The organism is Candidatus Hydrogenedentota bacterium (assembly GCA_035416745.1).
Taxonomy (GTDB): Bacteria; Hydrogenedentota; Hydrogenedentia; order Hydrogenedentales; family SLHB01; genus UBA2224.
On the sequence record DAOLNV010000009.1, the window covers coordinates 74,697 to 95,283 of the forward strand.

Annotated in this window: 19 protein-coding genes; 8 read left to right on the forward strand and 11 right to left on the reverse strand. The window is 60.1% G+C overall.

What is annotated here, in order from left to right:
- Positions 1-43 precede the first annotated feature (43 nt).
- From PLJ71_05330 to PLJ71_05345, 4 genes are all read left to right on the forward strand, one after another.
- The gene (locus PLJ71_05330) at positions 44-1,837 is read left to right on the forward strand and encodes a sugar-binding protein (protein HQM48087.1); all 1,794 of its coding nucleotides are present in this window, start codon (positions 44-46) and stop codon (positions 1,835-1,837) included.
- A gap of 181 nt (positions 1,838-2,018) precedes the next feature.
- On the forward strand, positions 2,019-3,074 hold the full coding sequence (locus PLJ71_05335) for a hypothetical protein (protein ID HQM48088.1): 1,056 nt from the start codon (positions 2,019-2,021) through the stop codon (positions 3,072-3,074).
- Positions 3,071-4,225, forward strand: coding sequence for a hypothetical protein (locus PLJ71_05340; protein ID HQM48089.1), 1,155 nt, complete (start codon positions 3,071-3,073; stop codon positions 4,223-4,225). The genes PLJ71_05335 and PLJ71_05340 overlap by 4 nt, the downstream gene beginning before the upstream one ends.
- A complete protein-coding gene (locus PLJ71_05345; protein HQM48090.1) occupies positions 4,222-4,881 on the forward strand; it encodes an ABC transporter ATP-binding protein in 660 nt (219 codons plus the stop codon). Before PLJ71_05340 ends, PLJ71_05345 begins: the two co-directional genes overlap by 4 nt.
- A 275-nt stretch (positions 4,882-5,156) precedes the next feature.
- On the opposite strand, the gene PLJ71_05350 is transcribed toward PLJ71_05345, so the two are convergent.
- The 3 genes from PLJ71_05350 to PLJ71_05360 form a co-directional block, all read right to left on the reverse strand.
- Complete coding sequence (locus PLJ71_05350; GenBank protein HQM48091.1) at positions 5,157-6,182, reverse strand: prepilin-type N-terminal cleavage/methylation domain-containing protein; 1,026 nt, start codon at positions 6,180-6,182, stop codon at positions 5,157-5,159.
- Positions 6,183-6,272: 90 nt separating this feature from the next.
- The gene (locus PLJ71_05355) at positions 6,273-7,412 is read right to left on the reverse strand and encodes a GntR family transcriptional regulator (GenBank protein ID HQM48092.1); all 1,140 of its coding nucleotides are present in this window, start codon (positions 7,410-7,412) and stop codon (positions 6,273-6,275) included.
- 287 nt (positions 7,413-7,699) lie between these two features.
- Entirely contained in the window at positions 7,700-9,487 is a 1,788-nt protein-coding gene (locus tag PLJ71_05360; GenBank protein ID HQM48093.1) for a CocE/NonD family hydrolase, read from the reverse strand.
- 878 nt (positions 9,488-10,365) lie between these two features.
- Here PLJ71_05360 and PLJ71_05365 point away from each other — a divergent pair.
- Positions 10,366-10,791: a GntR family transcriptional regulator gene (locus PLJ71_05365; GenBank protein HQM48094.1), complete on the forward strand. Its 426-nt coding sequence runs from the start codon at positions 10,366-10,368 to the stop codon at positions 10,789-10,791.
- A gap of 25 nt (positions 10,792-10,816) precedes the next feature.
- On the opposite strand, the gene PLJ71_05370 is transcribed toward PLJ71_05365, so the two are convergent.
- From PLJ71_05370 to PLJ71_05400, 7 genes are all read right to left on the reverse strand, one after another.
- Positions 10,817-11,608, reverse strand: coding sequence for an ATP-binding cassette domain-containing protein (locus tag PLJ71_05370; protein HQM48095.1), 792 nt, complete (start codon positions 11,606-11,608; stop codon positions 10,817-10,819).
- A gap of 39 nt (positions 11,609-11,647) precedes the next feature.
- A complete protein-coding gene (locus tag PLJ71_05375) occupies positions 11,648-12,304 on the reverse strand; it encodes a protein-L-isoaspartate(D-aspartate) O-methyltransferase (GenBank protein HQM48096.1) in 657 nt (218 codons plus the stop codon).
- A 13-nt stretch (positions 12,305-12,317) separates the two neighbouring features.
- On the reverse strand, positions 12,318-12,602 hold the full coding sequence (locus PLJ71_05380) for a YggT family protein (GenBank protein HQM48097.1): 285 nt from the start codon (positions 12,600-12,602) through the stop codon (positions 12,318-12,320).
- Positions 12,602-13,156: an RNA 2',3'-cyclic phosphodiesterase gene (gene thpR, locus PLJ71_05385; GenBank protein HQM48098.1), complete on the reverse strand. Its 555-nt coding sequence runs from the start codon at positions 13,154-13,156 to the stop codon at positions 12,602-12,604. The genes PLJ71_05380 and thpR overlap by 1 nt, the downstream gene beginning before the upstream one ends.
- A 7-nt stretch (positions 13,157-13,163) precedes the next feature.
- Positions 13,164-13,844, reverse strand: a complete 681-nt coding sequence (locus PLJ71_05390; protein HQM48099.1) for an NAD(P)H-hydrate epimerase — start codon at positions 13,842-13,844, stop codon at positions 13,164-13,166.
- Between the two features lie 27 nt (positions 13,845-13,871).
- Positions 13,872-15,260 carry a GH1 family beta-glucosidase gene (locus PLJ71_05395; GenBank protein ID HQM48100.1) on the reverse strand — a complete coding sequence of 463 codons (1,389 nt, stop codon included), beginning with the start codon at positions 15,258-15,260 and terminating at the stop codon, positions 13,872-13,874.
- 209 nt (positions 15,261-15,469) lie between these two features.
- The gene (locus tag PLJ71_05400; GenBank protein HQM48101.1) at positions 15,470-16,312 is read right to left on the reverse strand and encodes a hypothetical protein; all 843 of its coding nucleotides are present in this window, start codon (positions 16,310-16,312) and stop codon (positions 15,470-15,472) included.
- A 319-nt stretch (positions 16,313-16,631) separates the two neighbouring features.
- Between PLJ71_05400 and PLJ71_05405 the strand changes: the two genes are divergently transcribed.
- From PLJ71_05405 to rpmG, 3 genes are all read left to right on the forward strand, one after another.
- Positions 16,632-17,576, forward strand: a complete 945-nt coding sequence (locus tag PLJ71_05405; GenBank protein ID HQM48102.1) for a PmoA family protein — start codon at positions 16,632-16,634, stop codon at positions 17,574-17,576.
- 55 nt (positions 17,577-17,631) lie between these two features.
- The gene (locus PLJ71_05410) at positions 17,632-18,966 is read left to right on the forward strand and encodes a Gfo/Idh/MocA family oxidoreductase (protein HQM48103.1); all 1,335 of its coding nucleotides are present in this window, start codon (positions 17,632-17,634) and stop codon (positions 18,964-18,966) included.
- A gap of 167 nt (positions 18,967-19,133) precedes the next feature.
- Complete coding sequence (gene rpmG / locus PLJ71_05415) at positions 19,134-19,301, forward strand: 50S ribosomal protein L33 (GenBank protein ID HQM48104.1); 168 nt, start codon at positions 19,134-19,136, stop codon at positions 19,299-19,301.
- A 67-nt stretch (positions 19,302-19,368) separates the two neighbouring features.
- On the opposite strand, the gene PLJ71_05420 is transcribed toward rpmG, so the two are convergent.
- Positions 19,369-20,517: a glycerate kinase gene (locus tag PLJ71_05420; protein ID HQM48105.1), complete on the reverse strand. Its 1,149-nt coding sequence runs from the start codon at positions 20,515-20,517 to the stop codon at positions 19,369-19,371.
- Positions 20,518-20,587: the final 70 nt, after the last annotated feature.

Below are 20,587 nucleotides of genomic sequence, written 5' to 3' on the forward strand. Positions count from 1 at the left end.
GGAAATCTGATGAGCGGCCGGTGCTAATGAAGGGGACAATCCCATGAAGACAACTGCGGGCCTTTTGGTTCTGGCAACAATACTGGTTCTCTCTCTCCCAGCCTGGGCGAAACCCAACGAGGTGCCGTTACCGTTGGGCAAAAAACTCATTGAATACGGTTGGGACGTGCCGACGGCCGAACAAGTGCGCAAGAATATCGACAAGATGGAAAAGCGCCCCTTTGATGGCGTGATTTTCCGGCTTGATGGCGGCGGCAACGTCCTTGTTCCAGAGCCCTGGACCGAAGAACGCTTCAAAAAGGATTACGAAAACGCCGAGCGCATCAAGTGGGAACGCTTCACGGACAATTTCGTCATCATGTGGGCGGCCTCCAATCAGGACTGGTTCAACGACAACCAATGGACCGTCATTATCAACAATGTTCAGCTGGTTGCTCGGGCTGCCCGGCTCGCCCGGTGCGCCGGGATCTGCTTTGACGCCGAGCCTTATGGGGACAACCCATGGGATTACGGCAAGACCGCCCACCGCGACACGCGTTCGTTCGAAGAGTATCAGGCCAAGGTGCGCCAGCGAGGCGCTCAGTTCATCCGCGCGGTCGAGACCGAGCTGCCCGACCCGCAGATCCTCACATTCTTCCTGTTGAGTTACTTCGCGGACCTGTGCCTTCCCATGGACCCGGCGTTCCGGCAGGAAAAACTCTCGAAGGAGCATTATGCGCTGCTGCCGGCATTCCTCGAGGGGATGCTCGAAGGGTCTCAGCCCGGCACCCGCATCGTTGACGGAAACGAGGGCGCTTACTATTACAAGGATTGGCAACAGTACTTCGAGAAATACCACCAAATGACCCAGCGGGGCCTGTATCTCATCCCCGACGAACTTCAGGCCCTGTACCGCGAAAAGGTGCTTGTGGGTCAGGCCCTGTACGTCGACCAGTATTTCGGATTGCGTGAACAGAAGGTGCTGGGACATTTCCTGACGCCGGAACAGCGCCCCCTCTGGTTCGAACACAATGTGTACTGGGCACTCTATACCAGCGACAAATACGTCTGGTGCTATAGCGAGCGCATGAACTGGTGGGAAGACGGGAATGTGCCCCAGGGATGCGAGGAAGCCATCCTTTCGGCGCGGCGCAAACTTGCCAACGGCCAGAATCTCGATATCGACCTCGTCCCGATCATCGAAACCGCCCAGAAACGCGAGCAGGACGCCATTACGGGAGACTTGGCCATTCGAACCGCCGAAATCAAGGCCATCGAGAACGGCGTGTCCAGGCCCAAGATAGACGGCAACCTCGAGGACGAAGTGTGGCTCAAGACCGAACCGTTGGACCCCTTCGTGCCGATGAAAGCCGCCCAGGAAACGGTATCCGCGCAAACACAGACCAAGGTCACGTATGACAACGAGTATCTTTACATCGCGTTCCGGTGCGAAGAGCCCAAGGCCGCTGAACTGCAGGTCGTCGGCGAGAACCGTGACGACTACGTGTTTACCGGCGACGTGGTCGAGGTATTCATCAAACCCAGTGAACAATCGGCCTCGTTCTACCATTTCGCCATCAACCCCGCAAACGTGGTGTGGGAGGGGCTTCACATAGACGTGCTGCAGACCGAGTTCAGCCCCGTATGGGAACATGCCGCCCAGCGGGGGGCCGATTTCTGGTCCGTGGAAATCGCCCTCCCCTGGAAAGCCATCAACATGGAAACGCCCAAGACCGGCAGCCAGGTCAAGGTAAATCTCTGCAGGGAACGGTACACCGAGCGCGAATGGACCTTGTGGTCGCAGACCGTTTACCATTTCCTCGAGCCCGAACATTTCGGCACGTTCATCTTCAAGTGACGAATTCAGCAAGCAACCGGCGCCGGCGCAATGCCGCAGCCCCGATTTCCAGGCGTGCTCACGAAAGGATTTGCCCCAACTCGCATGCGGCTCAGGCACATGCTATGATCGTTCAGTGATTGCATCGAAGGCGCCGGCGTTTTGTGAACAAACACCTCTGACTCGAAGTGAATCATTCCTGATGTACCGGGTCCTGACACCGCTGTTCCGTCCCCTGGGCGCATGCGCCCTCATGGCCCTCATTTTCGCTCCTGCGGCCTGTGCATGGGCCTGCGAGGGGCTTACCGTGGGTTTGGCCCTGTTCCAGAACCGTCGGGACATGCATTCCCTGCTGGTTATAGGACCGGAGAAAGACCCACAGACCCAGGAACTCTACGATAACCTGGTCTCCTGGTCCCGCGGCGCCGCAGAAGACCTGAATCTCTCACCTCTGCGGATTGCGTCCGGCGACCCGGCCGTTGTGTGGAGCGATCACGGGTTTCAGGAGCCGCCGGACGCAGCGCGGGCGGTCTACCTGGTCGCGCGGCATCCCGCCAGCGGTCTGAGCCTTATCGTGGACCGCTGGGACCATGCCCCTACGGCGGAGGACCTCGAGGTCCTTCGCGAATCGCCGCTGCGAGAGCGTCTGCGCCACGAAACAGTCGCGAACCTCGCTGTTATTGTCCACTCGCCCGGAGCAGACACGCAGGCCGCCGCGAATACCAGGGCGCTCCTCCAGGAAATCGTAGCCGCCTGGAAAAACGAGCAGGGCCAGAACATCGCGCTCTTGACTCTGGACCGTTCCGATCCGCGCGAACGGACCCTGGTCCACTTCGCGAAACTCAACGAAACGGATGCCGAATGGGCGGCCGTATTCGCCGGACGGGGCACCATGCTCTTCCCTCCCCTCGAAGGCGAGGCCCTGACGCGCGAGAACCTGAGCCGCCTGTTGGAAAAACTCGCCGGACCCTGCACCTGTATCGAGAATCCCTATGCGCTTGGCGTCGAAATCCCTACTCTGTGGACGGACGCGGACGATAAACGTGCGTCTGAACTCGCACCGCCTCTTTACACCGAGCAAGTCGTCGGGGAACCGCGCGAGGCAACCGTTACCGGTTCCGAAACACCTGCTGTGCCCTCCGTTCTGGCCCTTGGGGGAATCGCGGCGGGCATCATGTGTATCGTGTCCCTGGGCGCCGTCGCCGCCGTATTGTGGCAGTATCGCCGGCGCTCTCACGCGCCTACGGAGGAAGCATGAAACGCAACCTGACCCTGTACCGCATGATCTGGCGTGAGATTCAACGCTCGAAATGGAGCACCCTGCTGTGCTTCGGCATCGTCGTCCTGGCGACCGGCCTGCTGGTTGTCATGATCGCCGTCGGACGAAGCTCCGTGGACGCTACGCGCATCCAGATGAAAGACATGGGGTTCAACATTCTGATCACCCCGCCGGACGCGGATCTCGCGCAGTACCAGGCGCTCAATTTCGATGGTCCGGACATGCCTGAAAGCTATGTCGAAAAGCTCGCCGGCAGCACCGTATTGGCCCAGCATTTCGTCGGCAAGTATCAGAAGACCCTTCAAGTCGAGGGCAAAACCATTGTCCTGACGGGACTCAGATCCGAGCTGCCGCGCCGGGGTTCCTCCCGCCCACCCATGCCGACAGCCTACGTTGTGCCGGCCGGCAAAGTGTTTGTAGGCGCTGCCGCCGCTAAAGCGCTTGACCTTGAGCCCGGCGATGAAGTGGCCATCCTCGGGAAATCGTTCGAGGTCGCCAAGGTGATCGAACCCAAAGGAGCCATGCCCGAAGATATTCGCGTGTTTACGCTTCTCAGCGATGCGCAGGCTCTCCTGGGCGCCGAGGGCCGTGTCAATGCCATAGACGCGCTCGCCTGCCTCTGTCCTGTCGAGACAACCGACATTCTCGGCGCGCTTCAAAAGAGCATTCGCACGGTCCTTCCCGACGTTGGCGTACAGCCTTACCGGGACATCCTTCTGGCCCGCCACGAGCAACGCAATATGGTATACCGGCTGCAATTGGCGACCGTGGCCATCGTAATCGCGGGCGCCGCCACTGCAATCTGGGGGCTGACCTATCTGAATGTCCGGAACCGCCGTTCGGAGATCGGCGTGTTCCGCGCTTTGGGAATCCCCGGCGCGCGCATCGCAAGCCTCTTCGTCGCGAAGGTCGCCCTGTACGGTCTCGCCGGCGGTATTGCCGGCTGCGCGCTGGGCTACCTGCTTGCGCCCGCCATCGTCGTAACCGAAGGCATCGTGATGCCGGATATCTGGGCGCTCGTTCTCATCGCCGGCGCTACGCCGCTCGCGGCGATTGTGTTTGGCCTACCGCCCATCGTTGCGGGCCTGCTTCAGGACCCCGTCGATGTGCTCCGGGAGGCAGCGGCATGATTCGGTTCAATGGCGTATCCAAGCAGTTTCGCAAAGGGGACACAACGGTGCGCGCCCTCGACAATGTCACCTTCGAGGTCGAGCCGGGCCAACTGGCTCTCGTACGCGGACCATCGGGAAGCGGCAAGACGACCCTGATCAATCTTGCGGCCGGACTCAGTCGCGCATCGCTCGGAAGCATCCACGTGGCCGGAACATGTATCGATGAGCTGTCCCTTCGCGAGCGCGCGGACTTGCGGGCCCGTGAAGTCGCGGTAGTCTTCCAGTTGTTCCACCTCGTGCCTTACCTCACCGCGCTCGAGAACGTTCTATTGCCGACATTGGCAACACCAGGCGCCGGCAACGCGCCTGAGCGCGCCCGGGGTCTACTGGCGGAGCTGGGCCTGGAATCTCGTGGTAATCACTATCCGGACGAAATGTCGGCGGGCGAGCGGCAACGGTGTGCTCTGGCAAGAGCATTGCTCAACGAACCCGCGGTCATTCTGGCCGACGAACCCACCGGAAACCTGGATCCCGCCAGCGCGGAAACCGTTCTGGCGCATCTGGACAACGCACGAAAGCGCGGCGCCACTGTGCTCCTCGTCAGCCATCAACCTGTCGACAGTATTCGCCCGGACGTCGTTTTCGAGCTGCGTGAAGGCAGGCTCCTCCCCTGAGTCTCCGTCAAACCGCCATGAACGCTTGGACGGGCGGTCGTACGGAGCTGCTGAAAGAGCCTGACGTCGATAGCGCGACCTCGATTTGTCCTGAGATTGCGGGGTCGGGCGTGTGGTTGGCGGCAACGTCCGGCACAAGGCCGGACGCTACAGCCGGAATCTCCATTCCTGTCCTCATCGCAATAGCTATACACCAGCGCGCGCCCCAAAGAACCCAAAAGCCGCTCCCCGAATCTTGTGGGGAACGGCTTGGGAAAACCCAGAAGGGCTCCTGATTAGCTTTCGCTCGTCTGTACAACAGCGCCAACCCAACTGCCGAAGTTCTCACCGTAGGTGCCTGCGGGGCCATTGGCAATCGGGTATTCACTCGGATAGCGCAGAAACGCCACATGGCCATCCATAAAGAGCACGTTTCCGCCGCCCGGCACGTGATTGTATGCGCCGATCGCGGGGAAGGGGTCGGGAAAGACACCCAACTTGAGCGAGTCACCCCACGCGTCGAACATCACCGGCAGCTCGCTTTGTGCCATGGCACTTCCCGCGGGATTGTTGATATCCGTAACGAAGAACCGTTCAATACCCTCACGAAGGTGCTGGTATTCTTTGGGCAACGCGGCGCCGTCATCATCAACAGGGCTGGTGGTGGCGCCGTCACCGCCAAGAAGGAGAGGCGTGATGCCGTTGCCCGCCGTGTCGCTCAGCGTGGGGGGATTGACCCAAGTCTTCGACTTCGTGATACCCCACGGGCACCCGTAGCCTATCACTGACGATTCAGAGTATGCGACGAAACCACCCCCAAAGTACGCGTCGTAAAACTGGCTGTACGTGAGGCCAAAAATGATGTCTTTCCCCTGAGCGCAGGACTTCGTCGCATAGGGGATATACAGGTACGACGGTAGGAGCGACGTGAGGGCTTCCAAACACGCCAGGGCTTCAGGGGTCTGGTTTACAGAGGCCATCTGAATGCGCGCATTCATGTCCCAGTCCGCGGCGTCCGACGGGCACACCGCGATCTGCATGTCCGTGCAGTATTCGGGATACACGGCACTACCCAGGATGCCCATCGGGTAGCCTCCGATATTGAGCTCCGTTCGCGCAATTCCCGGGAACATCTCGCCCTTGCTCTCATTGGCGTACATCTTCAGAACAAGACCCCATTGTTTGAGGTTGTTGGCACAGCTTGCACGCCGTGCAGCCTCGCGCGCCCGTGACAAAGCCGGCAGTAGAATGGCGGCGAGGATACCGATGATCGCAATAACTACGAGCAATTCAATTAGTGTGAATCCATGCCTTTTTCTCATGTCTTGCCTCCCTTCAATCAATCGCATAAGCTGCCTGTACTCTAATCTCACTGAACCAGACACCAAATGCACTATTGCCGCGCCCGCGCCCTAGGCGGTTTCGCCCGCACGCGTCTGTATCCTCCTTTCTTCGGGTGCTGCTTCCCTGCTGACCGGCGCGTGAACACGGAGTTCAGCCTTGAGAAAACGCTGCTGGACGGTGCGCTGCGGCGATTCAATGCGTTCCAGCAGTATTTCAGCGCTCTGACGGCCCATCTCGTCGCCAGCCTGTACCGCGCTGATCATCGGGATGCCAAGCGCCTCCGTCAGTTCATTGTCATCAACCAGAGCCACTTGCACGTCGCCCGGGACGTCAAATCCGAGTTCGGCCAGTTCGTCGAGCAGATTCGCGGCGATCCCATCATCGGCGCAAAGAAACGCCGTCGGCCGGCTGCGATACGCCATGATGCGGCTCACTACACTTGCCGGAGACCCGCCCGACGAGCCGAAAATCCCCATCAAATCCACGTTAAAAAGAATCGCTGCCTCTTTCAGGGCGCGCCGGTATCCCGAGAAGCGGTCTTCGGCCGCCGTGTTGTCGAGTCCCGACGTGATATACGCGATATTCTTGTGTTTGCGTCTGACAAGTGCCTTCGTCAACTGATACGCGATGTCTTCGTTATCCGTTACCACAAAATCGGTTTGAAATCCCCGCACGTACCGGTCCACCAGCACGAACGGGTAGCCTGATTTCTGGAATTTCCGGAGCAGATCCAGCGTCTTCTCGGCGGCATGTTGCAGCCAGAACGCCACGCCCTCGACGCCGCTGTTGCGCATGTTTGCCAGAAACTCGAACTCCGTCTCGTGACTGAAGCGGAGAAAATAGAACATGGTGTGAAAACCCTTGTCGGCCGCCGTTTGATTGAACCGGCGCACCACGCTCCGAGTGTAGTGGCATTCAAATTCGGGACATGCCAGAGCAACCGTCCGCCAGCCTTCGATCCGCAACGGTTTCTGCCACTGTGCCTTCGGGGCCACAAACGACCCGCGGCCGGGGCTGCGCACGATGTAACCTTCCAGTTCGAGGTCGCGCATGGCCTGCCGCGTAGGGTTGCGGCTGACATTGTACTGCCGCGCCAGTTCATGTTCCGATGCAAGCCGCGTCCCCTCGGCCAATTCCCCGCTTTCAATCTGGTTCTTCAGCTCGCGCTTGATGAAGGCGTACACAGGTATTTCGCGCGGAGTTTCCATCTGCTGTTATCCCTGTCCTGCCTCCCATGGTCTCAGATTTGTAATTACATCTATCCACACAATGTGATGACATTCTGACACACCAAACCGCAGGCGTCAACAGGTTCTGCCGCAAATATCCTAAGTCGCTCAATTCCAATGGTTTAGAAAGACGCCACCGTCCTCTGCGAACCTGTGATTACAGCTTCTTGCGGGGTGAGTGGCGATGCACCATTCCCTCATCAGGGCGGCAAATGGCATCAGAGGACAACGCCGCTGCTTCCGGTTGCCGGATGTCCGAGACGAGACTACTGTTCTGCAGGTACCGGAAGGATCAGAGCGCTGGGATACGCTGCGCTCATGTGCACCGCGTTGTGCGCTACCCGCATTTCCTCAGGAGCCTCTGGCGGAAAATCGGCCCCTGTGTTCGGGTTGATTTCAAATCGGGGGAAGTTGCTGCTTGACACATGCACCCCGATGCGATGCCCAGCGTTGAAAATCATGCTGATGGACCACAAATCGACGGTCAATTCGCCGAGCTCGCCGGGCGGAAGCGGCTGGGGTCGCTCAAACCCGTTGCGGAATTTGACCCGTTGGATGTTGTCGAGGAGCAGAATCTCCTTGCCGTCCGGATAGATGTCCACCAGTTTGGCCGTGAAATCCGTGTCCGGCGCATCCGAGGAGACAAATAGACGCAGCCTCACGCGGCCCGTCACTTCCATGGGCGCTTCGAGAGGAGCGGTGGCAAAACGAAGCACGTCGGGCCGCTTCCCCAATTCGCTCTGATCGAATGGCCCCGCCGGAAGGATAAGGTTTTGCCCGCCGTGAGTCGGGCAGGGGTTCTTCGGATCAAAGTCGTATTCGAGCGCGTCATCACCGGCGACAGGGGATTCAGCCGAAAGGCTCCTGTCCTTGTGCAGGAACAGCGCCTCGTCCCGGGTTTCGAAAGGAGGCCAATTCTGCGCCGTGCGCCATTCCTTGCCAGGCGCGTTGGGATCCGAGAAATCGCCGAGCGTGTAGTATCGCACGACAGCTTCGGTCCACGGCTGCGATTGGCCACCCAGAAGCCAGTGTTTCAGGAATCGCAGAGACGTGCCGTTGAGGTCGGCATCCATGAAATTGTCCGGAAGTTCGACGTCGCCGAATTTCTTTGTGGGCGCGTGCCCCCACGGCCCCATGATAAGCACTTGATTGCCGCGGGCGCGTTCTCCCCCTCTGTTTTGTCTGGAAGTGAAACTATCGATGGTTCCCTGGGCAAAAATGTCCCACCATCCCCCGACATGCAGCGTCGGGGCGTTAATATCGGGCGCACGTTTGTCGAGGTCATAAAGACTCCAAAACGAGTCATCGGTGGGATGGCTTTTCCATTCATCAATCACATGGGAGCTGCCCTGTTCCGATATCCATTTTTCGCAGAGGTTCTTTCGCCACACGCCGCCTTGATACGACAATTGACCATAGAATCGCGAAGGAGAGACCCAAATCACCTGGCATGAGAGATCCGGACACAACGGCGCGAGCAGCTCCGTCGAGATTCCCAGCGCCGACATACCGAACGTCCCGACCACGCCGTTGGACCAGGACTGCTCCTTGATCCATTCCACGGTGTGAAAACCGTCCTGGTGTTCGCCCCAACCATCGTCGCCAAAGACCATGTCGGCGCCTTCGCTGCCGTCGCGCCCCCGGGTGCTTTGAATCACGAAAGCGATGCCCTGCGAGGTGAACAGCGCTCCGAACGCCGCCCCTTCATCGCGGCTGTAGGGAGTGCGGGTCAGCACCGTGCATGCCGGCTCTTGACCCGCCGGAAGGTACACGTCCGTGGCCAGTTTGACACCGTCGGGCATGGCGACCTGGAGATTATGGCGGCCAGCGCCCAAACGTTCGGAAGGCGCCTCGGGCGCTTCGACTGGCGCCCCTGCGCCGCTCCCTTCCGCGTCGGCGTCTTGCGATACAACACCAGCGTTGCTTGTGACAGCCGGTTCACCCCCGCACCCGGCAATTCCACCCACCATGACAAACAATGCCGCGATGGCGCCAAAGCGCTTAAAGAAGTCTGCCGTCCACCGCAAAGTCAAACGCGAATTCAACAGTCTCATCTCACTCATCCTCCTCCCGCACACTCAGGCCGGCTTGGAGGGATTGTAATGACAATTCCGGCAAACGGTCAAGACAGTCGAAGCAGAATCATTACGTCCCCACCGAATCGGCCCTTCCCCACGCTAGCCAGGAATCCGCAGCGCGAGACCTTTGAAGTGTCTCTGGGCGCGGCTGCAAAATACGAATTCCCAGGCCGCCGTTGACGCGGCCTCCCTCGGCATTCCGTCAGGATCAAACCTCAGATGTTCGCGGCTGTGGCCTGGCAAATCTCGAAGAACCGCCACGGCTCCTCGCGACTCTTTGCACTCCAGCAGGCGAATCTGTCTTTTGGCCGAATCGTGACCTTCCGTCGCCCCCCCTTGGGCCGCCTGGCTGATGACCGCAGTCTACAACCGGAAGTATCCCTTTTCCGGCAGAATTCGCGTTTTTCTAAACTTAAGTACCATTTTCCGCGTGTCTTACGCAGCTTAGAAACTCTTAATTCCAAAAAACAGCGAAACCAAAGTCAGGACCAGCTTATCTATGCTACTTGACTTTTGGTATGTCCATACGATACCCTAATGTGAAGATACGGAGCGATACCCCTGCATCAACGGTTTTAGACCCCAACGTGACAGGCATATTTGGGGACTCACTGGATAGTAGAAATGCAGTGAATGCAGCCAAGCAGGCTGGAACTTCTGGCGGACGTGAGGGATTAAGTGTGAACGGGAGGCCAGAGAACACGTATCCCTAAAAGTATGTTTTGTGATAAGGTTACTAACTTTTGTCGTGATGTAGCGAAGTTAGCGGTGAGGGAGAAGTGCCGCGGGCTGAAAGTGGCGCCGATGTACGTCCCGCATCGGCAAACGGAAAGCCTTAAACTCAGAGGTGGAATATGACCAACAGTAACGATGTGACGTACTCCGTGAATCTAGACAGTCCTATCGCTGTCTATGTGCAAATCGAGAACCAGATCCAGTTCGCTATAGCATCCGGCCGTATCAAGCCGGGGTTCACCCTGCCGTCGGTGCGTGAAATGTCCCAGCTGCTCGACGTCAATCCGAACACGGTGACCAAGGCCTACCGGGATCTCGAGTTGCTTGAACTCGTTCATACACGGCGTGGCGTCGGCGTGACGATCGCGGAGAAGGCTCCGAAGATCTGCCGTGACAGAACGCGTCCCATGGTTAAGCACCATCTTGTCGACGCAGTTTCCGAGTGCATTGCGTGCGGATTGAGCGAAAGCGACGTGCGCAATATCGTCGAGAGCACAATCAGCAGCGGCACAAAGCCGTACGAAGCCCCGAAGAAAAAGAAATAGGGCTCCCCACAGTCTCAACAATAGATTAACCGCGCGGGGCGGGTACTATTTTCAGCGTGTAGGTCCCGCGCGTTTTTTGTACACAGCAGGGAGCTCCGAAAGCCTTCGACAGTATTGAGGCGCGCAGTAGAGTGTTGCGGCTGCCCTGCGCGAGGACGCCGCCACTCTTCAGGATGAGCACGTTTTCAATCCAGTCGCCAATCTCCTCTATGTGGTGGGTGACATAGATGATGGTGGGCATTTCGTGTGCCGCGGCAAGAAGCGACAAGTCATCGAGAAGGCGGTGGCGTGCCGCGGGGTCCAACCCGGCGCACGGCTCATCGAGCACCATCAATTGAGGATTGCAGACGAGTGCTCGGGCAATCAGTACGCGCTGGCGTTCGCCTTGCGACAGCGTCGCATACGCATGCCCTCCCAGGTGCTGTGCATTAACGCGCCCGAGAGCCCCCCGCGCCCTTTCATATTCGGGCTCCGAGAGAATACGGTATACGCCCATGGACGCATCCAGTCCTGAAGCGACAACATCCAACGCCCTGTCACCCTGAGGAAATCGAGACTCGATGGAGCTGCTGACCCATCCGACGGTTTTTCGGAGTTCAGGGATGTTGTAGGCGCCGAAACGCTTGCCCAACACGCGCACGCTGCCCCGGGTGGGCCATTCGTATCCCGTCACGATTTTGAGAAGGGTTGTCTTGCCCGCGCCATTAGACCCGAGCAAGGCCCAATGGCTGCCCCGTTCGATCCGCCACGAAACCCCGCGTAAGATGGCGGTTCCGTTGCGCTCGAACCAGATATCCTCCACATGCACGATGCCCATGGTGTCTCCTGCGTATTTCGGGGGAACCTGCTGCCGGACTCAGGCGGACCAGCCATCCCGGCCCACAAGCGGAACAAACATACAGCGAATGCTGTCGCGTTCGAAATACCGATCATCACCTTCACGCACGACCACTTTGAGCTGCTGCAAATCGCGGCTTCCCACAGGGCATACCAGGCGCCCCCCGAGCGCTAGCTGAGACCGCAGGGATGGCGGGATCGCGGGCGCGGCCGCGGTGACAACGATTGCGTCGTACGGGGCATGCTCCGGCCAACCCAGGGTGCCGTCCCCCACCACGACCGTCACGTTGTGATACTCGAGCGCGCGCAGCCTCTCCCTCGCGCTATCCGCCAGATTCTCAAAACGCTCGACCGAGATGACCTCCCCCGCAAGCTCGGCCAGGATCGCAGCCTGGTAGCCGGAACCGGTGCCCACTTCGAGGACCTTGCTCTGAGGCGTCACTTCGAGCAGTTCCGTCATCTTAGCCACCATGTACGGCTGGGAGATGGTCTGGCCGGAGCCGATTTCCAGCGGACGGTCTTCGTAAGCGCGCTGTTGTTTCGCGAGGGGCACGAAGTAATGGCGAGGCACGGCGCGCATCGCGGCAAGCAAACGCTGGCCAGTGATGCCGCGGTTCGCGATCTGATGCCGCACCATCGCCTCGCGCTCGCCCGCGTATGGATCGGATGGAATCATAAAGCCCTGCCTGCTACAAGAGGGGCATGCCGCGCGCCGGCCCGTGGTCCATTGTCAACAAAGCCACTACGACAGTACGCACCACCCAAATCAAAAACAACGTGGCAAGAGGACCAAAATCGACCGGCCCCATGTGAGGCAGCAACCGCCGCATGCGCTGAATCAAGGGCTCCGTGATGCGCCCAACCCAGGCCAGCCGCCCCGCATCGGTATTGACTTCAAGCCAGGGCCCGAACCACCGGAGCAGAATCAGGATCATGTACAAGGTCAGTATGCTGAAAACCGCATGTGCCACCATTAGAATCTACACTCCCGAATGCGCTCATAGAGCGGCCCCTGGGGCGTCAGGGTGCTCGAAAAAAGCGTTACACCAGCCACGCGGAACGGGCGCCCGTGAAAGTCCGCCAACGGCGCCAGAGCAGGCCCGAGTTGGCCCGCCTCCTCAGGCCTCCGAATCCGGCCCAACGTCAGATGCGGGCGAAAGGGCCGGTTCTCGGGTTTCAAGTCAATGCTTGCAGCAGCCTTTTCGGCCACAGTCTGGACTTCCGATAGCCCGCCCTCGAGCGGACCAACCCCCGCCCAGATTACGCTGGGATGCCGTACGTCAGGGAATGCCCCGGCACCCTGCACCGCGCACTCGAAAGCGCTTATGCCCGAGCATCCCTTTGCAAGAAACTCGCCGGCTATTCCGGCCTGATCGTCGTCGATCTCGCCCAGAAAACGCAAGGTCAGATGCATGCGGTCCGGCCGCACCCACGAAGCACGAATACCTGAGCGGCGCAGATGCTCGACCATTCCCTGTAATTCCCGCCGGGTGGCCTCCGGCAACTCGATGGCGATAAACGTCCGCATAACGGTATTACGAGCCGGCTCGGGCGCGTTCGAGGCGTATCCAAGCTTCGTCGTCCCCGCATACCTTGGGAATCCCGATATCCGCCACGACGAGACGCCCTACGTAGCGTTTGGCCTCGGGCATCACCAAGCCCTGCTTGGCGTACTGAAACGTGACCGTGATGTCAGCACGCACACAATTCCCGCAGACGGCGCCTGTGTCGGCATCGAGGCCGGACGGCAGGTCCACCGCCACGGTGTAGACCTCCGGCCAGGCATCGATGGCCGCCCGGATCGGGCCGGTAACCTCGCCTTTGACTCCCGTCCCCAGTAAAGCGTCGATCAGCACAGCGCAATCGCCCAGGGACATGACGTGTTTCCTCGCGGCGGCTTCGTCTTGCGCCGCAATGACCTTTCCCCCCAGATTCCGGTAGGCCTGAAGAAAGATCGCCGGGTCTCCCGTCAACTCGCCGGGATCGGCAATGACAACGACCCGCGGCTCGTACCCAGCCAGAAGGGCGAGACGTGCAACCACGAAACCATCGCCGCCATTGTTACCCTTTCCACAGACAATCCCGACGGGGCCGCGGTTCACGTGTTCGAACACCCGCGTGCCTGCCGTATTCATCAATACCACACTCGGGATCCCCACCTCCTCTATGCAACGGCGGTCGGCTTCCCGCATTTGATTCGCTGTCAATGCCTTCATGTGCGCATCTCCTCACATCCGGGCGGATTACCGCGGTAAAAAGGGCGGCCCGGAAGCATTCGGTGCCACTCCGTTATCCCTGACCACCTGCGCGAACCAGCGGCCGCTTTCTTTCACCGTCCGTTTCTGGCTGGCAAAATCGACATAGACCAGTCCAAAACGCATGGTATGCCCAAACGCCCACTCGAAATTATCGGTCATCGTCCAGTGGAAATAACCCTGAACCGGCACGTCATCCTCGATGGCCCGATAGACCTGCACGAGATTATCCCGCACGTAACGAATCCGGCGGTAGTCCCGCACGTTGCCATCAAAGTCCTTTCCATCAGGCACCGGAATGCCGTTCTCGGTGATGAGGATCTTCCCGGGGCTGTAATCCGCTTTCAGCCGCGTGAGCAGTTCGTACATCCCCGGCTCGTAGATCTCCCACATGCCCGAGTATTCCCTGCCCTCGGGATATACCTCCTCAGCCTGCAGAGGGAAAACATCGGGCTCGTGTTTCATCACATGGCGCGTATAGTAATTGACGCCCAGAAAATCGAGCGGCGCCGAGATGATGTCCATGTCCCCCGCCTCAGTTTTGGGCATGATGATCTCGAGCAGCCGTCCGATATCCTCCGGATAACTCCCTCTGTAGACAGGATCCAGGAACATGCGGTTGAACACCCCGTCAAACCGCCGCGCGGCTTCGCGGTCCGCGTCCGTATCCGTGGCGGGATGCACGGGCGCCAGGTTATGCGTAATCCCCACTTCAGGCAGCTTTCTAGCGGCGGCCCGGACGGCCTTCATGGCAAGCCCATGAGACAGGAGAAGATGGTGGATGGTCTGAAACGTAGCCATGGGGTCCGTCAGGCCCGGCGCATGGACCCCCAGGAAATGGCCCAGGAAACTATGTACCGCCGGCTCGTTGTGCGTGATCCAGTGCGAGACGCGATCGCCCAAACGCTCGACAACAACGGCCGCATAGTCGGCAAACTGCTGGCAGATGTCGCGATTGGCCCAGCCGCCCGCGTTCTGCAGCGCCTGCGGCAGGTCCCAATGGAAAAGCGTGGTATATGGGGTGACGTTCTTTTCGAGGAGCGCATCCACAAGGCGGTCATAGAAGTCCAGGCCCGCCTCGTTCACGGCGCCCACGCCCTCGGGAATAATCCGCGGCCAGGCGATGGAAAAGCGGTAGGCGTTCAAGCCCAACCCCGCCATGAGGTTCACGTCTTCCTGATAGCGGTGGTAGTGGTCTACCGCAACGTCGCCCGTCGTGCCGTCGCAAACCTTTCCGGGCGTGTGTACGAACGTGTCCCAGATCGACGGTCCGCGGCCGTCCTCGTTCCAAGCACCTTCAATTTGGTACGACGCCGTTGCCGTACCCCAAACGAATCCGTCCGGAAATCGCAGAAAACTGCCTTCCGCCATCTTCATAGACTCCTGTGCTACCCGTAAGCTCGCCGCATCCCATAACGGAGGTTGCCCTACTTTAGACCATTTCCCCGGGCCGCGCCAAATTGTTCGCCCCAGAACGGTCTGCAACGTCCTGTCACGAACACACAAGAGACGCAAGGGCTCTCTCTGTGGCTTGTCTGCCTATGCCCGTATGGCTGCGGTTCCAGACCAGACCATGAGCATGCTGGTCAGGCGGGCATTACGGTGGCTTTGCTCCGGGTGTGCTGAAGCTCGACCGCCGAGATGCGCCGCTCGAGCTGCGACCGGGAAATTTCAATCGCTTCCCGCGCTTCGTCGGCCGTCATCGTACCCACGGCAACCATGTCCTGATCGCGGATGGTCGCCCACGAGAAAGCCAGTCCCACAAGCGGAATGAGACGCCCGGCAGCCATGGGCTTGATGGTCAGAACCGGTTTCTTCGCGCCCGAGATGATGCGCTGAACCCAGTCGACCTCGAGCTGCATCATGAACCCGGCGGCGTTGTAAATCTGCACATACGTTTGCACATCCAGCCCCGCATCGTCGGCGTACAGGATGCTCTCGGGCATATGCGTCGAAAGCCCCGGGATCATGCCCCGCTCGCGAATCATCGAGCAGTAGGTGTCCATGCGCCGGATCTGCCGGCTGAGCCGGTCTACAAGAACGTCGGTTGTGGATTGGTGAGGCATGCAGATCGCCGTGCCGGCCTCGGCCTGTTGATCGAGAATCCCGGCCGTGTTCGAATCGGCGTGGGGATGATCCGAGATGTCCAGGGCAGGGGTGCCGATCCGGACGATGCGGCGGCCAACGCGATCCTCGGCGTCTTTGACCGCCTCGAGCATGTGCGCTTCGGTCATCAGGCCAATGGTGGTGTCAACGCCTTCCTTAAGGAACACTTCGAGGATATCCGCGATCCGGCGCGCGGACATGGTCTCGCGGATAAAGCTGTCCTTCGCGAGGCTGGTATGGGAATAGCCCAGGAACCAGTTCGTCCCAATCACCATCCGGGACACTGAAAGTCCGTCGATTTCAGTCCGTGGGAAGTCTGCCATTGTGTGCGCCTCCATTGTGCCGCTCGCCGCAAGTATATCCGAATCGGCGGAATTCTGGGAATTCTGGGGACACAATACTCAATTCCGGTCTTGCGCAGGTCAGTTGCCATAAGCGTATGGAGCATTTGCAGTCACAATTGAGTATTGTGTCCCCAGAATCCCGAGTATTGTGTCCCCAGAATCCCCCCGGTCTCGCGCAGGTCAGCTGCCATAAGCGCATGGAGCATTTGCAGTCACAATTGAGTATTGTGTCCCCAGAATCCCGCATGGGATATACTGGACGTTGACGCCGGGTTCCGGCCTCCAAGGGAGAACAGCGATGACAGCGGAGCGATGCATTCTCTTCATTGCGACGTCTTTGTTGATGTACGCCGCAGTAGTCCCGGCACAGGGGGGGGCGACCGTGACCGATGCGAACTCGCAACTGGTCTTGGGCATTGGCGGCAAGGCCCTCGCGGAATACCGGTACACGCTGGTTCCATACAAACCCTATATTTCGATATTCCGCACGCCGGAGGGCATAAACGTCCTGCGCGACGCCCCCCACGACCACCTGCACCACCACGCGCTGATGTTTGCCATCGGCGTGGACGGCGTGGATTTCTGGCAGGAAGGAAACGCCCCGGGCCGGCAGCTCCACCGGGAATTCGTCAACACAGGGGATCTGAGTCCCCGGCATGATACCGTGGGGTTCGTCGAGCGGCTCGACTGGCTCGGGCCCGAATCCGATAACCCGATACTTCACGAGAAGCGTACCGTCGAGATATTCGATCCGAAAGCGTTCGGCGCGTCGGTAATGACATGGGAAACCGAACTGACCGTGCCGGAAGGGAAAGAGAACGCCTCGCTGACCGGCTCGCATTATTTCGGACTGGGCATGCGGTTTCTTGAATCCATGGATAAGGAAGGCGCGTTCTTCAACGCAGACAACGCTGAGGGCGATTTGGTGAGGGGAGACGAGCACGTCACGCGCTCCCGGTGGTGCGCGTACACCTCGATGGCCGACGGGAAGCCGGTCTCGGTGGCCATGTTCGATTCTCCGGACAACCCGCGCCATCCCGCCTGGTGGTTCACCATGAGCACGCCGTTTGACTATCTCTCCGCCACGCTGAACCTCTACCGCGAGCCCATGGAACTGAAAGCGGATGCGCCGCTACGGCTGCGTTACGGAGTGGCCCTGTGGGATGAACGTGTGGACGCGGCCACGGTCGAGCGGACCTGCAAGAAATGGGTCGAAGCCCAGCAACCGGCCAAGAGCAACTGAGTCATTTCGAACGTTCGAGGATAACGATTTGATACCGGAAGAGGAGGAGCACACAGTGGACAGCAAACAAGCGAATAGCGGAACTTCCCTGACCCGGCGGACGTTTATCGGCCGCAGTGCATCTATCGCCGCGGGCATGGCGGCCCTGAAAGCGGGCCCGGCCATCGCGCAAACAGCCAAGAGCGCCAACGAGAAACTTGGCGTCGGCCTCATCGGTTGCGGCGGGCGCGGCATGGGCCATATGGGTACGTGGAAATGGCTGGCCGAGAACGGAGGCAACGTCGAGGTCGTGGCAGTATGCGACGTGTACCGGCCCCGCCTGGAACGGGCGGCTCAAGCCGCTGGAAAAGCCAAGAGCTACATGGATTACCGCGAACTCCTCGCCAATCGGAACGTTGACATTGTCAGCATCGCCACACCTGACCACCATCACGGTCACCAGGCCATCGACGCCATGCGCGCGGGCAAAGCGGTCTATTGCGAGAAACCCCTGACCCATTGGAGCCAGTTCGAGGTTGCCAAGGAGATCGCCAAGACCGCCCGCGAGACCGGGCGGGTTTTCCAGTTGGGTACGCAGGGCATGTCCGACCCTGCGTGGTGGCAAATGAAGGCGCTGGTCGACGAAGGCCTCATCGGGCAGCCGCTTCACGCCGAGTGCGGTCTTTTCCGCGTAGGCGATTGGGGCGAGCGCGGCATGTCCGTTGACGACCCGAACGCCAAACCGGGCAAGGAACTCCACTGGGATGCCTTCTTGGGGGACCGCCCGAAGCGGGATTTCGATGTCAGCCGGTTCTTCCGCTGGCGCATGTACGAAGACTACGCAGGAGGGCCAAGCACGGACCTCTTCCCCCACTCGTTCACGCCCGTCACAACGATGTTTGACCTGAAAGCCCCCGCGTTTGCCGTGGGAACGGGCGGCATCTACCGGTATCCATTGAATGAAACGCAAAAGGAAGACCCAAACGAAAAGGTCGAGCGCGAGGTGCCGGACACGTTCAACATGCTGGTCGATTATCCCGGCGGCATAACATGCGCAATCCTCGGCACGCAGGGCAATGGCTACCAGGGCACCGGCGGGCGCGGGTCAGGCGCCAAGGTCCCGGTGTTGCGAGGATGGGAGGGCTCACTCACCCTCCAGGGCAATGAAATCGTGTTCGACGCGTCGGGCACGTCAAAGAAAGAACCCCAGAAGTTTCCCGTCCAGGGCGAGGAGAATATGGGCGAGTACTTCCGCAAATTCGTGGAATGCGTGCGTGCCGGCAACACCGAAACGCAGAGCCCGGCCGAACGCGCGTACTATACCCAGACCGCCCTCATCATGGGTTACCTGGCTCTGCGCAACGGCAAGACCGTGCGGTTCGACCCGGACAACGAAACGTTGATCCTGTAAAGCATGCGCCTCCCGGAGGCGCGCATATGAGTGAATTTGACAAGCCGCGACGAGATTTCGCATGATATGGCACTGTGTGCGGCGGCGGATTGTGCGAGAGGCCCGCGCATACCGATTAGGAAACAACGCACCCACTGCGTATAGCCTTATGAACGGAGGATTCGACTGTGGCGAAGAAAGAAAACCGCATGCAGGTCATCCTGGAGTGCACCGAGGCGCCGGGCACCTCAAGGTATCACACATTCAAGAACGTGCGTAACACCACAGGCCGCCTGGAGTTAAAGAAATACAACCCGCGCCTGCGCAAGTACACGGTCCACCGCGAGAAAAAGTAGCACCACACACAACGCCCTACGCATTCCATATCGCCGCTCCGAGGTCTTCCGGAGGCCTCCAGCGGCGTTACATTGGGCCCGCTTCCCGGCGTCCCGCGTGCCAGACACGCGCGACGGCCTCTGCTGTTGCGGCGAGCAGTTCCGGGGCGCGCTCCATTGCAGCCGCGAGAGACATCGGTCCGGACGCGATCGAAAACACGGCATCGATCCCACACTCGTAGACGGTTTCGTAGCCGGGTCCGAGACTGCCGGCAATCGCCACCACGGGGATGCCGCGCTCCCTCGCCACCTTCGCGACGCCCGCCGGGGTCTTGCCAAACGGCGTCTGGCTGTCGATGCGGCCCTCGCCGGTGATAACCAGCTCCGCCCCGGCAATCCGCGCCATTAGACTGCACGCTTCGGCCACGAGTTCCACGCCGGGACGCAGCACTCCGCCCGCAAAGGCCAGCAACCCGGCACCGAGGCCTCCCGCCGCCCCCGCGCCGGGGGCCTCAAGCACTGATACCCCTGTTTCCGCCTCGACAACCTCTCCAAAATGCCGCAGTGCGGCGTCCAGTTCATCGACCATCTCCGGCGTAGCGCCCTTCTGAGGACCATATGTGCGGCTCGCTCCGCAGGGTCCGCAGAGGGGATTATCCACATCGCAGGCGACTTCGATCGCGCATTCCCGAAGGCCGGGATGCCGGTTCGAGAGGTCAATCGTGGCCAACCGGGCCAAGGCCGCCCCTCCACGGGGCAGTTCACGGCCCCGGGCGTCGCGCAGTGACACGCCCAAGGCCTGGGCCATGCCCGCGCCGCCATCGTTGGTCGCGCTGCCGCCGATCCCGATGATGATGCGCGAGACCCCCCGCCTCAGGGCGTCGCGCATTACTTCACCCGTCCCATAAGTGGTTGCGATACGCGGATCCCGGTCTTCAGGACGCACAAGCGGAAGCCCGGATACCGCTGCCATCTCGATAACGGCGGTTGTCCCGTCGCCCAGCAGTCCGTACCGCGTCGAGACCGGCTCACCCATCGGCCCGGTCGCCGTCAACTCGACAATACCCCCGTTCGTGGCCGCGACCAAGGCGTCCACGGTGCCCTCACCCCCATCCGCCATGGGGACACACACAATCTCACTGTCCGGAAGCGCGCGACGGACGCCTTCGGCAAGAGCACGAGCTGCTTCCGCGGCTGTCAGGCATTCCTTGAACGAATCCGGCGCAATAGCAATCATCTTGCGATATTCCCTTCAGACCGTACGGAAGTAAGACCCCCCGGTCCGTTTTTCGACGTTGGGGAATGAT